This is a genomic window from Lewinella sp. IMCC34191, assembly GCF_003390935.1.
GTDB lineage: Bacteria > Bacteroidota > Bacteroidia > Chitinophagales > Saprospiraceae > Neolewinella.
Genome location: NZ_QNQZ01000001.1, coordinates 933,780 through 948,551, shown reverse-complemented (window position 1 = coordinate 948,551; position 14,772 = coordinate 933,780). Strand labels below are relative to the sequence as shown.

Sequence of the window (14,772 nt, the reverse complement as noted above, 5' to 3'; positions counted from 1 at the left end):
GGGGAGTGACGGGCCAAGGTGAAAGCAGCCGTCGGTTTTATGGGTGGTTAGGGTTTTTCTAATTGTGTTTTACCTCACAGGAGGCTGACGCAAGTTAATGCGGAAAACAGTTATTGCAAATATTTCGTCAAAAAAATGTTTGCCTGTATAAAGTTTGTCATAACAATCGAGTATGTACTGTTATGGGTTGTCGTACCGTGCTTTCGGCAAACCGAATTTTCGATACTTGTTGCCCGGCCAGAAAGGGGCGAACTAGCAGGGTAGGGGGACTTGTTAAACAGGCATGAAGAATATACTAACGGCTCTATCCTGTTTGCTTCTGTTGAATACCTGTGCTTCGCAGGTTAGCGACGATCGAAAGCAGGAATTGGCCCAGGAACCGCCGGTCACGGTCGAAACCGCGATTGGTCCGCTTGAATTACCTAGTCCGTTTACTACGGAATCCGTGGTCAAACTCAGTAAGATCGTCGACTGGCCGGAAGGACAAACACCCGTGGCGCCGGACGGCTTCAGCGTACAACGGTATGCGGATGAGTTGCAGCATCCCCGCATGACCTACATCAGCCCCGACGGCGAAGTATTCGTAGTGGAAAGTAACACCCGCAACAGCGCAAACCGCATTCAGCGGCTGATCGATGAGGACGGTGACGGCACCGTCGACCGGACCGAGCTACTGATGGAGAACCTGAACCAGCCCTTCGGCATGCTCGTACTGGACGGCTATTTCTACGTTGCAAATACCGATGCGACACTTCGGTATCCTTACCAGACCGGTCAGGCCAGCCTGGACCCCAACGCCGGCGAGCAAGTGTTGCAAACGCCTCCCCGGGGCTACAACAACCACTGGACGAGAAACCTGCTGGCCGGAACAGACGGGGCGAAAATTTACGTGTCCGTTGGCTCCGGAAGTAACGTCGGGGAAAACGGATTGGAAGCGGAAGAGCATCGCGCCACGATTCTGGAGATCAACCCCGATGGCAGCGACATGCGCGAATACGCGACCGGTCTGCGCAACCCCGTGGGCATGGATTGGAACCCGGTCACGGGCGAGCTATGGACGGCCGTAAATGAGCGCGACAAACTGGGCGACAACCTCGTACCCGATTACCTCACCAGCGTCAAGGAAGGGGCTTTTTACGGCTGGCCGTTCAGCTACTACGGTCAGATCAACGACCCACGCTGGTCGGAAGACCCACACGCTGAACTGGTGGCCGAAGCGCTGGTACCCGACGTGCCGCTCGGTCCGCACACCGCCAGTTTAGGACTGGCCTTTTATACCCAGGATGCCTTCCCGGATAAGTACCACAACGGTGCCTTCGTCGGGCAGCACGGCAGCTGGAACCGCTCTAACTTTTCGGGTTACAAAGTGGTCTTCATTCCCTTCGATGCGGAGGGTAATCCGCAGGCCCCGGAGGACTTCCTGACCGGATTCATCGCCGACGCCGACGCCGGTCAGGTATGGGGTCGCCCGGTGGGGGTGACGCTGCATCCCGACGGCAGTCTCCTAGTGTGTGACGACGACGCCGGCATTGTTTGGCGCGTTGCGGCCGAGGCCCGGTAAGCAAATGATGAAGATCGTTGTTATAGGCAGCTAAATATATCCGCTATGCCCTGTTTTTTCCTGGCCATCGGCATTTTCTTCCCGCGCCTGATCATCGTACTGCTCTGGTTCTTTGCTAGTTGGTTCGGCAATGCCTTCGGTAATATCCTGTACCTGATCCTCGGACTCATCTTCCTGCCGCTCACCACCCTCTGGTACGGCATATCCGAGTTTTACTTCAGCGATTCGATACAGACGATCGGATTGGTGATTGCCGTACTGGCGGACATCGGATTGATCGGAGGCGGAGCCCGCAGTCGTCGCGGTTAACGGACGGTCATTTTACCTGCGCTCCGCCGCCATACTACAGTGGAATGTTACCGTGCTTCTTCTTCGGAAGCACGGTGACTTTGTTTTCCAACGAGGCAAAGCCGCGAATCAACTTACGGCGGGTATCCCGGGGGTAGATCACCTCGTCGATGAAACCCCGCTGGGCGGCCCGGTAGGGATTGGCGAAGGTTTCGGCGTACTCCGCTTCCTTTTCAGCGAGCTTGGCCTGCGGATCGTCGGCGGATTTGATCTCCCGGCGGAAGATGATCTCGCTGGCACCCTTTGCTCCCATAACCGCGATCTCCGCACCTGGCCACGCGAAGTTGAAGTCCGCGCCGATGTGCTTGGAATTCATCACGTCGTAGGCGCCGCCGTATGCTTTACGGGTGATGACCGTAATGCGGGGTACGGTAGCCTCACTCAGGGCGTACAGCAGTTTCGCTCCGTTGGTGATGATGGCGTTCCACTCCTGGTCGGTGCCGGGCAGGAAGCCGGGAACGTCGACCAATACCAAGAGCGGAACATTGAAACAATCGCAGGTCCGGGTAAAGCGGGCTGCCTTCTTGCTGCTGTCGACGTCCAGGACCCCGGCCAGGCTGTAGGGTTGGTTGGCGATGATTCCGATACTGCGCCCCGCGAGTCTAGCGAAGCCGACCACGATATTCTCGGCGTAGCGTTCGTGGATTTCGAAGAACGAGTCCTCGTCGATGATGCCCTCGATGACCTCCCACATATCGTAGGGGACATTCGGGTTATCCGGGACAATAGCGCCCAGCTGCTCGCGTACCTCGGACCCCAGTTCGTAGGGCAGGGAAGCCGGTTTTTCCTCGCAGTTCTGCGGCAGATAGCTCAGTAGATCGCGAAGCTGTTGGAGGCAGGCCACGTCGTTGGGCGAGGTGAGGTGGGTAACGCCTGACTTGGTAGAGTGGGTGGAGGCGCCGCCGAGTTCCTCGCTGGTCACGGTTTCATTGGTGACGGTCTTCACGACATTGGGGCCGGTCACGAACATATAGCTCGTGTTTTCTACCATCAGCGTGAAGTCGGTCATGGCCGGTGAGTACACGGCCCCGCCCGCGCAGGGGCCCATGATGGCCGACAACTGCGGTATAAGCCCGGAAGCCTGCACGTTGCGGTAGAAAATATCGGCATAGCCTCCGAGGGAGCGGACGCCCTCCTGGATACGCGCTCCTCCGCTGTCGTTCAGTCCGATGAGCGGTGCACCCGTCTTGACCGCCATATCCATGATCTTGCAGATCTTCTCGGCGTGGGTCTCGGATAGCGATCCCCCGAAAACGGTGAAGTCCTGGGCGAAGAGATACACCAGTCGACCATGTATCGTGCCGTAACCGGTAATTACTCCGTCGCCGTAGAAGACCTGCTCCTGCATGTCGAAGTCGGTGGTCCGGTGGGTGACCAGTGCGCCGACTTCCTCGAAGCTGTCGGGGTCGAGGAGTAGATGGACTCTTTCGCGGGCGGTCAGTTTACCTTTCTCGTGCTGTTTATCGATTCGCTTCTGGCCGCCGCCCAGTTCGGCCTGGGCGAGCTTGTCGGCTAGCGTGGTGTGCTTATCCATGGTAGGGGCGGGTTTAGTGGCGGTTCTGCCAGTTACTGGAGCCGGCGTTGGGGACACGGAGGGTTTCCGATTCCCGGTGATAGACGAATGCGGCGAACAGGGCGGCCACCTCGGTGATCTCCCGGTCGGCTTCAAGGATGCCCTCGGGGGTATAGTGCTTTTTGACGAAATTGGTGTCGAAGTGTCCTGACCTAAAGGCCTCATTCTGAAAGACGAAGCGGCCAAAGGGTAAAGTCGTATCGATGCCCTCGATCCGGTACTGATCAATGGCGGTAAGCATCCGCTCAATCGCCTCGGCGCGGGTTTCCCCGTAAATGATGAGTTTGGCGATCATCGGGTCGTAGTGAATGGGTACCACCATGCCCTCCTCGAATCCGTCGTCCACGCGGGCGCCATCCGCCGGGGGCCGGTAGGTGGTCAGCGTACCGATGCTGGGGAGGAAGTTGTTCAGGGGATCCTCGGCGTATACCCGCAGTTCCAGCGCGTGGCCGTTGATCCGCAGGTCCTCCTGTTTGAATGCCAGATGTTCGCCGCGGGCGACCCGGATCTGTTGCTCGACCAGGTCGATTCCGGTGATGAGTTCCGTAACGGGGTGTTCAACCTGCAGGCGGGTATTCATCTCCAGGAAGTAGAAGGACTCATCCGCGTCCAGCAGGAATTCGACGGTGCCCGCCCCGACGTAGTCGCAAGATTTGGCCACCAGCACGGCAGCTTCCCCCATTTTGCGGCGGAGCGCAGGTGATACGACGGCGGAGGGCGCCTCTTCCACCACCTTCTGGTGCCTTCTCTGGACACTGCAGTCTCTTTCGAACAGGTGAACACAGTTGCCGTGGGTGTCCGCCAAGACCTGAATCTCGATGTGCTTCGGAGAGGCGATGTATTTCTCGATGAATACGGAACCGTCGCCGAAGGCACTCTGCGCTTCGCTGATGGCCCGGTTCATTTGCTCTTCGAGTTCCTTTTCCTGCTCGACGATGCGCATGCCTTTCCCGCCTCCACCGGCCGCGGCCTTGATGAGAATGGGAAAGCCGATCTCCTTGGCAACGGCTTTGGCACGTTCCGGGTCGCTGACCGCTTCGTCCAGCCCGGGAACCATCGGAATATCGTAGGCACTCACCGTATCCTTGGCGGCCAGTTTGTTCCCCATCACTTCGATGGCGTGCGGACGCGGACCGATAAAGGTGATCCCGGCCTCTTCGACCTTGCGGGCGAATGCGGCATTTTCACTGAGAAAGCCGTAGCCGGGATGAATGCCGTCGGCACCGGTTTGCCGGGCCGCGTCGATCACCTTCTGCATGTCGAGGTAGGACTGCGAGGAGGGTGGGGGCCCGAGGTGAACGGCTTCGTCAGCGAAGCGGACGTGGGGGGCCCGGCGGTCGGCATCGGAGTAGACGGCCACGGTGGCAATGCCCATCCGGCGGGCCGTGCGCATGATGCGCAGGGCGATCTCGCCGCGATTGGCTACGAGTATTTTCTTCATTCCATTTCGATTAACAACTGCCGCTTCTCCACGGCTTCGCCCTTCTTCACACGAATTGCCTTGACGGTCCCTTCTCCGTCGGCTTTCAGGACATTTTCCATTTTCATGGCTTCCAGTACCAGCAGCGGCGTGCCGCCCTCGACCGCTTGACCGACCTCCACGAGGACATCAAGGATCAGGCCGGGCATCGGAGCCGTTACCTCATTGGTGGCGGATTCGGGGTTGACGGAAAGTCCCAGGCGCTCCACGAGCTGATCGTACTTATCGGAGAGGCGGACGGTGAATTCCCGCTCGCCGATCGCGACGGTCAACGTCTTGGTGATGCGGTCCAGATCGATAAGCCGGCAGCGGTAGCTCTTTCCGTTGCGAATCAGGTGGTATGCGCCCCCCAGGGGACCGACGATGTCGAGTGCGGTTAGTTCCCCTCCCTCAATGGCGAACGATTCGTCGTTGACGGCAGCGGTGTAGTTTTCCATGCCGGGCAACCTACTTCTTTTCCCTGGCTTTCCCAAACAACTGTCTATTTGGCCTGCATCCGAATGCCCGCGTCCATGCGCACGACCTCGCCGTTCATGTAGTTGTTCTCGACCAGGTGCTGCGCCAGTTTGGCCACCTCCCCGGGCTTGCCCAGCCGCACCGGGTAAAGCGGCTGTCGGGAGAGTGAATCATAGACCTCCTGGGGAAAGGCATCGAACATCGGCGTGTGAATGAGACCGGGCGCGATGGCATTCACCCGGATCCCGTTGCGCGCCAGATCGCGGGCCATGGTTAGGGTCATACTGACCACGCCGCCCTTCGAGGCGCTGTAGGCGGCCTGTCCGATCTGCCCTTCGAAGGCCGCTACGGAAGCGGTATTAATGATGACACCGCGGCTGCCGTCTTCGTCCAGGGGTTCGTTCTTAGCCATCTGGAAGGCGGCCAGGCGAGAGACATTAAAGGTGCCGATGAGATTGATCTGGATAACCTTGGTGAAGAGCCCCAGGTCACCGGGTCCGTTCCGCCCGAGCGTCTTGACCGCCGGTGCGATACCGGCGTAATTGGAGCAGATGTGTACGGCGCCTAAGTGGTTCACGACGGCGTCCATAGCCCGGGTAACGGAATCCTCACTCGTGACATCGACCTCGTAGAAACGGCAGCGTTCCCCCAGTTCGTCCTGTACGGTCTGCCCCCGCTCCGTATTCAGGTCGAAGATCGCAACCTTGGCGCCCAGTGCGTGAAAGTGGCGGGCGGTGGCTTCCCCGAGACCGGAAGCTCCTCCGGTGATGATGGCGGTTTTATCGGAAATATTCATGTTCGCAACCTAGTGAAGTTTCCCGGGATAGGTCCGGGCTTTGACGTCAAGGCACCCCAATGCTAAAATTTTGGCCAAGTTGAATCCCATCCACCATTCCCTTCGTACCTGCCAGAAACCAATCTACCAGATGAAGACACCACATGCCAACTCCCGCGTCGTGGCGGATCGCTCTCCGCACAGCCGCCGAAACTTCCTGCGCAAATCCGGAATGGGCATCGCCGCCGCCAGCCTTTTCCTGGCCGGTTGTGCCGATGACGACGATCCCATCATGATGGACAATACCGTCAACCTCGGATCCGGCGACCTCGGCGTGCTCAACTACGCCTTTGCCCTAGAGCAACTGGAAGCCGCTTTCTACGCTACCGTCCTGCAGGGCGGTTACTTCAGCGGAGCTAATGCAGACGAGCAGCAGGTCATGCGCGATCTGGCGGACCACGAACGGGCTCACGTCGATTTCTTGTTTGCCGCTATCAGTTCGGTCGGATCGGCTATTCCCGCCCTGGAGGTGGACTTCAGCAGCATCGACTTCGACAGCCGCGACAGCGTCCTGGGTACCGCACAGGCCTTCGAAGATCTCGGCGTCAGTGCCTATAACGGTGCAGGCCGCCTCATCTCCGACCCGAACCACCTGGTCGTTGCCGGTAAGATCGTCAGTGTGGAGGCTCGCCACGCCGCCGCTATTCGCACACTCAACTCCGGTGGCAACCCGACCGCCTTCGCCAACAGCGAGGTTGTCGATAGCAACGGCCTCGACCTTTCCCGCACTCCAGCCCAGGTGCTGGCGATTGCCGGTAATTACGTGGTCACCCCCATCGACGCCAGCGGACTTCCCCAATAACCTCCAAAAGACAACATCATGAAGCTTACGAATATCATAGAACAAACCGACGCGATCGACCGACGCGCGGCCTTCGGCCAACTCGGCCGCACCCTGGGTAAAGCGGCTACGGTCGCCATGCCCCTGGCAGCCTTTTTCACGCCCGGACGCGCTCGCGCGCAGGCTAGCGGCGACACCATCATCGATGTCCTGAACTTCGCCCTTACCCTGGAGTACCTCGAGGCGGAGTACTACGCCATGGGACTGGACAGCAACGGACTGCTGACCGGAGACATGCGCGAGACCGTCGCGCTCATCGGTGCGCACGAGAACGCCCACGTAGAATTTCTGCGCACCGCCATTAGCGGTAGCGGTGGAACGCCCGTCGAGAAGCCGACCTTCGACTTCACCGCCGGCGGCACCTTCCCCAATATCTTCTCCGACGCACCGACCTTCATGGCCGTAGCGCAGGCCTTCGAGGACACCGGTGTACGGGCATACAAAGGACAGGCCGGAAACCTGATGGGTAACGGTGACGTACTGACGGCCGCCCTGCAGATCCACTCCGTAGAGGCCCGCCACGCTTCCATGATCCGGCGCATGCGCGATAGTAAGGGTTGGATCACCAACGCCATGAACACTACCGGTGCCGATGCGGCCAATGCGGTCTACGCCGGTGAAGACCAGGTTAGCCAATTGGGCCTTGACGTAACCACTGTTTCGCAGGTTGCCCGCGCCCAGATCACCGAGGCCTTCGATGAGCCCCTGGAAAAGCAAGCGGTACTTGATATCGCGAGCCTCTTCATCGAGGCATAGCGTGCATTAAGCGCCAAAGCAAACAGAACCTGACATTTTCCCAAATTCAACGGAACGCTGTGACCCTGGTCACGGCGTTCCTTATTTGGCAACTAGTCAATCCGTTCTTTGGGGCTACCCCAGTCCTACGTCGAGGGTCATCATAACGATGAAACCCATTACGAAACCGAGCGTGGCGATGTCCGTATTCGCCTCCATTTGCGTTTCCGGCACGACCTCCTCGATGACCACGAAGATCATCGCCCCGGCGGCAAAAGCCAGGGCGTAGGGTAAAAGCGGCGTAAAGAAAGTAACCGCTACCGCTCCGGCGACGGCCGCAATCGGTTCAACGGCGGCGGATAACTGGCCATACCACCAGCACTTAAAGGGTTTGACGCCCTGACGGCGCAGCGGCATCGATACGGCCAGCCCCTCCGGAAAGTTCTGGATACCGATACCGATGGCCAGTGCTACGGCGGCTCCGATGGACGCCCCCGGCATGCCCGCAGCCACACCCCCGAAAAGCACGCCTACGGCCAGGCCTTCGGGAATATTGTGCAATGTAATAGCCAGCACCAGCAGGGTAGTACGTCGCCACGGCGAACGTACGCCTTCGGCCTCCTCTTCATCGTGAAAGAGGTGGAGGTGGGGAAGCACCTTATCCAATCCGAAGATGAACACAGCCCCCAGGGCAAATCCTACTGCGGAGGGAATGACCCGAACAAATCCTTCGCCCGGACTCATCTCAATGCCCGGCGCGAGCAGGCTCCAGAAACTGGCCGCGACCATCACGCCTCCCGTAAAACCGAGGGCCCCGTCGAGCAGCGTACGGTTCATACCCCGGAAGAAGAAAACGAGGGCCGCCCCGGCGGCGGTCAGTCCCCAGGTGAACAGGGAGGCGTACAGCGCCGCCAGGATCGGATCGATGGATTCCAGATAGGTTACGATGGCTTCCATAGGGAGTTATTTGTAGCGAAAGCACAAATCTAATCACAAAGTTTGACAAGTCTAACTTTTGCATCGATTTGTACAATCGTGCCGTGATTAGTACCCCATGCTACCCCGACATTTAGTTGACCCCCGATGGGCTCCTCCACTTTCGGGCGGGGGCAAAAGGAACTAGATCAGCACCTGACCGCAGCCTTGCCTACCCCTAAAACCCATCATGCCCTAAGCCGTTACAGATCGCCGAGCTTCACCGGGAACTGTGTCATCACCTTACCCGTAGCGTTGAAGATGGCGTTCGCGATGGCCGGTGCCATCGAAATGGTGCCCACCTCGCCCAGACCCTTGACACCCAGATCGTTGATGATCTCGTCCTTCTCTTCTACGAAGATCACGTCCAGCTCCCCGATGTCGGCGTGAACGGGAATATGATACTCCGCCAGGTTGGTGTTCATGAACTTGCCAAGTTGGCGGTCGAGTAGGGTTTCTTCCCGCAGCGCCATACCAATTCCCCACACCATTCCGCCAAGAATCTGGCTGCGGGCGGTTTGCGGATTCATGATCCGGCCGGCGGCCACGGCAGTCACCGCCCGGGTCACGTACACGACCCCCAGCTGGGCGTCGACCTCCACCTCGACGAAGGAGGCCGCGTGGCTGTTGCGGGCGTACTTTTTGATCTTGAACGGATTGGGTACGTTCGTTTTGGATACCTCCAGCGCCTTGCCCTTATTGAAGGCAATGATGTCGGTGAAGGGAATGCGTACGGAGGGATCCGCATTCAGTACGATCTCGCCCCCGGTGAAGGTGACGTCCGGCAGCAGGGCATCGCCCAGCGGAAATCCATCCAGGATCTGCGCCAGGTGAAAGATTTTGTCCTTCAGGGCGAAGCAGGCGGCCTTTACGGCTGATCCAACCACGCCGGTGGTAAAGGAGCCGCCCTGTACGGGGGAGGCATCCAGTTTACTGTCGGCGTACTCGAAAGTGACGTCCTCGAACGGTAGCCCCAACTCATCCGCAGCGATTTGCGACATTACGGTATAGGCTCCCTGTCCGCAATCGTTCAGGGCGCACTGGATCAGCAATTTTCCTTCCGTCGTCAACCGCGCCGTAGCCTTGGCCGGTAACATGATGGCATCCCAGATTCCGGAGGCCATTCCGTGCCCTACCAGGCGGTTACCCCGCTGCGGGTGCTTGCCGGTGGGTTTACGCTGGTCCCATCCGAAGCGCTCGGCTGCCTGCTCGTAGCAGGCCCGTAGTTCCTTACTGGAATAGGGTTTGCCGGAGCTTACGTCGGTGGTCGTGTAGTTTTTCAGGCGGAACGCCAGTGGATCCATGCCGAGTTGGTCCGCGAGCTGGTCCATGACCGTCTCTACGGCCAGTACGCCGGTGAGTCCACCCGGTGCCCGCATGTCTAGCGGACTATAGCGGTCGAGCGGTACGAGTTTGTACTCCAGGTGAACGTTCTCGACGGGATACAGCATACCGGCGTGGTTGACCACCGCCTCGTGGTAATCCTCGAAGCGGGAGGTCTCGGCGAAGGCTTCGTGGCTTACGGCGGTCAGCTTACCGTCGGCGGAGGCTCCAAAGCGAAGTCGTTGCAGGGTTTCCGGGCGGTGCCCGAAGGTGTACATCTGTTCCCGGTCCAGTTGCACGCAGACGTTGCGCTGCAGGTGCAGGGCGGCCATCACGCTCATCACCAGCTGGTACTGCGGCCGGAGTCCCGAACCGAATCCGCCACCCACGAAGGGAGCAATGACCCGAACGTCGCTCATTTTCATGCCGAACACACCGCTGATGTAGATCTGCGAGTTGGTGGTCCCCTGCGTTTTATCGTAGATGGTCAGTTTGCCATCGGCCTCGTACACCGTAATCGTGGCGTGCATCTCCAGGGGGTTGTGGTGCTGCGAACGGTGGTAGACCTCGCCCTCGTAGGTTGCCGAGGCCGCGGCGTAGGCACCGTCAAAGTCACCGTAATCGTCCGGCGGCATGGGCTTCAGGATGGAATCGATGCCTTTCTTTGGCTTACGGGCCGTGTCGAGGTTTTTGTGCAGGTCGACGTCGAAGGGCGCTTTATCGTAGGTCACCTCCACCAGCGAGGCCGCGTAGCGGGCCGCCTCGAAGGTTTCCGCGACGACCAGGGCAATCGGTTGCTCGGCAAACTGGATCTCCGCATCGTAGAAGGGGCGAAAGGGAGAGCCCGGCGGCGCATCGATGTCCGAATACTGCATATCGAAGTAGCCGAGTTTCGGTCGCCGCAGGTGGTGGATGATTTCCACCACGCCCTCGATCTCCCGGGCGGCCCGTTCGTCGATCCCGGTGATGGTACCGCGGGTAATGGTCGCATTGACCACGTAGCCGTAAAGCAGATCGTCCGGCGTGTATTCCGCCGCGTAGGTAGCCTGACCGGTGACCTTCTGTACGCCGACGATACGCCGCCGCGGACGGCCGATCTCAGCCTGGGTATGGGGTAGGGTAGGTTGGCTCATTATAGCGAAGGTTTGGCGCCGGGGCGCTGGGTAGAAGGATCGTGGGCCATGGCACCCGCGCGAAGAATAGCCCGGTGGGCCAGATCGATTTTAAAGGTATTGTGCTCGAATCCGCTGGCTCCCTCCAGGATGGCCTCCGCGGCACGCGCAAACTGATCCTCGGTGGGGGACTTGCCGACCAAAAGCTCCTCCGCGGCCGGGACCCGCCAGGGCTTGTGGGCGACGCCCCCCAGGGCGATGCGGGCAACGGAGATATTACCCTCCCCGTCGAGCTCGTAGCCCATGGCGACACTCACCAGGGCGAAGGCGTAAGAATGCCGGTCCCGCAATTTCAGATAGGTATGGTGCCCGGCAAAACCACGCGCCGGCAGATCGACGGACAGGATCAGCTCGTCCTCGCGGAGGGTGTTGTCCTTCTCGGGTTGCTCGCCGGGCAGGCGGTGGAATTCGATGAAGGGAATGCAGCGCTCCCCCTCCGGTCCTTTAACCCGGACGACGGCCTCCAGCGCGGCCAGTGCCACGCACATGTCGGAGGGCATGGTCGCGATACACGCGTCGCTGTAGCCCAAAATAGCGTGCAGGCGGTTATGTCCCTCGCGGGCGGGGCAGCCCGATCCCGGTACCCGTTTGTTGCACGGGCTGGACGAATCGTAAAAGTAGTAGCAGCGGGTGCGTTGCAGCAGATTTCCCCCATTGGTGGCGGCGTTGCGGATCTGCGGCGTGGCACCGGCCAGTATGGTCCGGCTCAGCAGCGGGTAGCGCTCCTGTACGATCGGGTGGTAGGCCGTGGCGTTATTGGTGACCAGCGCTCCCAGACGTAACCCGCCGTCGGGTAGCTCGGTGATCTCCTTGAGCTCGTCGATGCCGTTGAGGTCCACCAGCTTTTCGGGGTGGGCGAGGTCGTACTTCCACAGGTCGATGAGGTTTGTCCCTCCGCCGATGTAGTTGTTCTTGGGGCCGGCAGCGGCATTGACGGCACCGTCGATGTCCGTCGCTTTGTAGTAGGCAAAATCATTCATGTGCGCCGTCCTTTACCGCCATGATGGCGTCGATGATATTCGTATTGGCCCCGCAGCGGCAGAGGTTGCCGCTCATCAGTTCCTTGACTTCTTCCCGCGTATTCGCGTGCCCTTCCTTCATCAGGGCGACGCCACTGCATATCTGTCCGGGGGTGCAGTAGCCGCACTGGTAGGCGTCGTGCTCCAGGAAGGCTTCCTGCAGGGGATGCAGATTACCGGGTTGGCCGAGGCCTTCGATGGTGGTGATCTCACTGCCGTCCTTCATCACGCCCAGCGTCAGGCAACTGAGGATCCGCTCGCCGTCGCAGATGACGGTGCAGGCACCGCACTGGCCGTGATCGCAGCCTTTCTTGGTCCCGTTGAGGTGAAGGTGATGGCGCAGGGTATCGAGTAAGGACACCCAGGGGCGGACGCTCAGGCGCTCGGCCTTGCCGTTGACCGTGAGCTTAATTTCTTGGGGGGAGGACATGCGGTGTTTTTCCGTGCTGGCCGATGGTGGCACGGGGCTGCAACGGGTAGAGGCTCCCCGTGTTTGTTTGTTCGGCAAACTAAGCGAACATCAAAATTTCTTTTTACTTGCCCCCCATAATGGGGTACATATTGTTAAGTGAGCGGGGAGCCCAAATTTCATCTTTACGCAGGGCGGCGGCGCGCAGGAAAAAAGTGGATCGGAGGGAGCGCGGCCTTCCATTTCCCGAAACTCCTTCAACCTGCGCTACGTCGCGAAAAAAAGGAAAGCCCGGAAGGAGAAAATGCCCGTCAACCTCGGGATGTGCTCGAATTTCGCTAACTTCCTGGTGTAGCCATCGAAGCAAGAAAAATATCTTCAATCCGTAACCGATGAGAACCTACCTCCTTTTCTTTGTGGGCCTGCTGCTCGTGTCTTGCCAAACCACGGAGGATACCACCGAAAAAACGGTGCCCGCGGGCGGGGCTACGGTGAGCGGCGTTCTTGCGGACGCACCGGGCGAATTTATCACGCTTTTTGCCGGTCCCTGGCTGCGGGGTAATCTGGATCCGAGCGGATACCGAACCAAGGGTTTACGAATGGGGGAGGATGGCCACTTTAGTTTTACCATAGACCGTGTGACGGACGGACAGCATTACGCGCTACGGACCGAAAACGGGTTCCTCGATATGGTGCTGTTCGCCGGCGATGACTTACGCATTGTACTGGATTCTTTGGGGCAGGAAAAAACGAACGTGGCCACTGGGCGCGGTGCGGGCAAAATCAATTTTCAGCGGCTAGAGCAAATGGACTACGATAGTGATCGCTTGTTTGCGTCCGCAAACGCAGACATTTTCGCTACCCGCGCAGACAGTATCGTCGATGCGCGGCTACGACTGCTGGAGGCAGTTTACGCGGGAGACGCCAGCGACGACCTCATCTCCCGCCAGGACAATGCGCGTACGATTGAGGAATTGATAGCCGAAAGTCCCCTCTCCGAACCCGAATACGACTATTTAGAGCAGGTGGTCCGGGCCTGGCGTTTAGAGGTAACCAAAATATGGTTGGCGGAGGCGTCCCGGAATCCGGAACTGGCTAACCAAAGGATCGACTTTGCCGGGGAAGCCTTCGCGCCTTTCCGTACAGACCGCTACGAAGCGCCGGACCAATTACAGGATTTTTCTCTGGCTAACGGACTGCAGGCTTTGCTACAAGTCCAATACTTGAAAAAGGTCGCCCAATCGGGGGAAAGGTCGATTACCTACGGCAACTGGCAGCAACGGCCGTGGGAGGGCTATGGGGATTGGCAAACCAATTTTCTGAAGGAGAACCTTCCGGGACCTATTCATTCCGAGTATTTGGGCGCTTCTGCTCGGTGGTATCTTAGCATGGGTATCCCCAACCGGGCCTATTATGACCGATTGAGTCCGGAAGAACAAGCTGCTTTTGACGCGCAGGTAGCGGAGTTTACGCGTTTACTGGAAGACGGCACCCGCCGGGAAAACGGATTTGAAGCGGATTCGCTGACCCTGGATAAGCTCGCCTTCCGGGGCTTGTTGACCCGCTACGCCGGGGAGCCGCTGCTAATCAATTTTTGGTCGGCGCAATTCGCCGGTTCCTCCATCGTCGACGATATTCCGTTGATGAAGGACTTTGAACAGCGCAATGCAGGGGAAATCAGCGTAATCAACGTCTGTATCGATAGCCTGAAGCATAAGGACCTCTGGGCCGCCCGTGTAATGCACGGAGGCTGGAAAAACTCCGAGCACTTCTTCGTGCCCATTGAAGGAAATGACGGAATGCTGGATGCCTTCTCCCCCCGCGACCTGGCTAACTTCTGCGGCGGCGGTGCTACGCAAGCTATCGTCGACGCCGACGGCTACATCTTCCGTGACATAGACGCGCCTTTTTACAAATTGGCAGGGTCGCTGGAACACCAGGAGGCTCCGTAAGCTGTCTGTAACATGGGTACTGCCTTGGCGAATACCCTTATCGAGGCGGTATCATTCCATTTACTTTGAACGACTTTCATGCCTGTGTACGGG

At 59.0% G+C, this 14,772-nt stretch carries 13 protein-coding genes; 5 read left to right on the top strand and 8 right to left on the bottom strand.

What is annotated here, in order from left to right; genetic code table 11:
* Positions 1 to 283 precede the first annotated feature (283 nt).
* Both DRW39_RS03780 and DRW39_RS03775 read left to right on the top strand, forming a co-directional pair.
* Positions 284 to 1,561 (top strand): PQQ-dependent sugar dehydrogenase, encoded by a 1,278-nt coding sequence (locus DRW39_RS03780; protein ID WP_116105627.1) that lies wholly within the window; start codon positions 284 to 286, stop codon positions 1,559 to 1,561.
* Between the two features lie 45 nt (positions 1,562 to 1,606).
* Positions 1,607 to 1,870 carry a hypothetical protein gene (locus tag DRW39_RS03775; protein ID WP_116105626.1) on the top strand — a complete coding sequence of 88 codons (264 nt, stop codon included), beginning with the start codon at positions 1,607 to 1,609 and terminating at the stop codon, positions 1,868 to 1,870.
* A 34-nt stretch (positions 1,871 to 1,904) separates the two neighbouring features.
* Here the strand turns inward: DRW39_RS03775 and DRW39_RS03770 are convergent, their stop codons facing one another.
* The 4 genes from DRW39_RS03770 to DRW39_RS03755 are packed head-to-tail and all read right to left on the bottom strand — an operon-like array spanning position 1,905 to position 6,214.
* Positions 1,905 to 3,443, bottom strand: coding sequence for an acyl-CoA carboxylase subunit beta (locus DRW39_RS03770; RefSeq protein ID WP_116105625.1), 1,539 nt, complete (start codon positions 3,441 to 3,443; stop codon positions 1,905 to 1,907).
* Positions 3,444 to 3,456: 13 nt separating this feature from the next.
* A complete protein-coding gene (locus DRW39_RS03765; RefSeq protein WP_116105624.1) occupies positions 3,457 to 4,923 on the bottom strand; it encodes an acetyl/propionyl/methylcrotonyl-CoA carboxylase subunit alpha in 1,467 nt (488 codons plus the stop codon).
* Positions 4,920 to 5,399 (bottom strand): acetyl-CoA carboxylase biotin carboxyl carrier protein subunit, encoded by a 480-nt coding sequence (locus tag DRW39_RS03760; protein WP_116105623.1) that lies wholly within the window; start codon positions 5,397 to 5,399, stop codon positions 4,920 to 4,922. The genes DRW39_RS03765 and DRW39_RS03760 overlap by 4 nt, the downstream gene beginning before the upstream one ends.
* A gap of 44 nt (positions 5,400 to 5,443) precedes the next feature.
* On the bottom strand, positions 5,444 to 6,214 hold the full coding sequence (locus DRW39_RS03755) for a 3-hydroxyacyl-CoA dehydrogenase (protein ID WP_116105622.1): 771 nt from the start codon (positions 6,212 to 6,214) through the stop codon (positions 5,444 to 5,446).
* 130 nt (positions 6,215 to 6,344) lie between these two features.
* On the opposite strand from DRW39_RS03755, the gene DRW39_RS03750 reads away from it, so the two are divergent.
* Both DRW39_RS03750 and DRW39_RS03745 read left to right on the top strand, forming a co-directional pair.
* Positions 6,345 to 7,055, top strand: a complete 711-nt coding sequence (locus DRW39_RS03750; RefSeq protein ID WP_116105832.1) for a ferritin-like domain-containing protein — start codon at positions 6,345 to 6,347, stop codon at positions 7,053 to 7,055.
* An 18-nt stretch (positions 7,056 to 7,073) separates the two neighbouring features.
* Positions 7,074 to 7,850 (top strand): ferritin-like domain-containing protein, encoded by a 777-nt coding sequence (locus tag DRW39_RS03745; RefSeq protein ID WP_116105621.1) that lies wholly within the window; start codon positions 7,074 to 7,076, stop codon positions 7,848 to 7,850.
* A gap of 114 nt (positions 7,851 to 7,964) precedes the next feature.
* Here the strand turns inward: DRW39_RS03745 and DRW39_RS03740 are convergent, their stop codons facing one another.
* The 4 genes from DRW39_RS03740 to DRW39_RS03725 form a co-directional block, all read right to left on the bottom strand.
* On the bottom strand, positions 7,965 to 8,786 hold the full coding sequence (locus DRW39_RS03740; protein ID WP_116105620.1) for a ZIP family metal transporter: 822 nt from the start codon (positions 8,784 to 8,786) through the stop codon (positions 7,965 to 7,967).
* 221 nt (positions 8,787 to 9,007) lie between these two features.
* Positions 9,008 to 11,260, bottom strand: coding sequence for a xanthine dehydrogenase family protein molybdopterin-binding subunit (locus DRW39_RS03735; RefSeq protein WP_116105619.1), 2,253 nt, complete (start codon positions 11,258 to 11,260; stop codon positions 9,008 to 9,010).
* Positions 11,260 to 12,279, bottom strand: a complete 1,020-nt coding sequence (locus DRW39_RS03730) for an FAD binding domain-containing protein (protein WP_116105618.1) — start codon at positions 12,277 to 12,279, stop codon at positions 11,260 to 11,262. The genes DRW39_RS03735 and DRW39_RS03730 overlap by 1 nt, the downstream gene beginning before the upstream one ends.
* Entirely contained in the window at positions 12,272 to 12,748 is a 477-nt protein-coding gene (locus DRW39_RS03725) for a (2Fe-2S)-binding protein (protein WP_116105617.1), read from the bottom strand. The genes DRW39_RS03730 and DRW39_RS03725 overlap by 8 nt, the downstream gene beginning before the upstream one ends.
* 371 nt (positions 12,749 to 13,119) lie before the next feature.
* On the opposite strand from DRW39_RS03725, the gene DRW39_RS03720 reads away from it, so the two are divergent.
* Entirely contained in the window at positions 13,120 to 14,679 is a 1,560-nt protein-coding gene (locus DRW39_RS03720; RefSeq protein ID WP_116105616.1) for a hypothetical protein, read from the top strand.
* Positions 14,680 to 14,772: the final 93 nt, after the last annotated feature.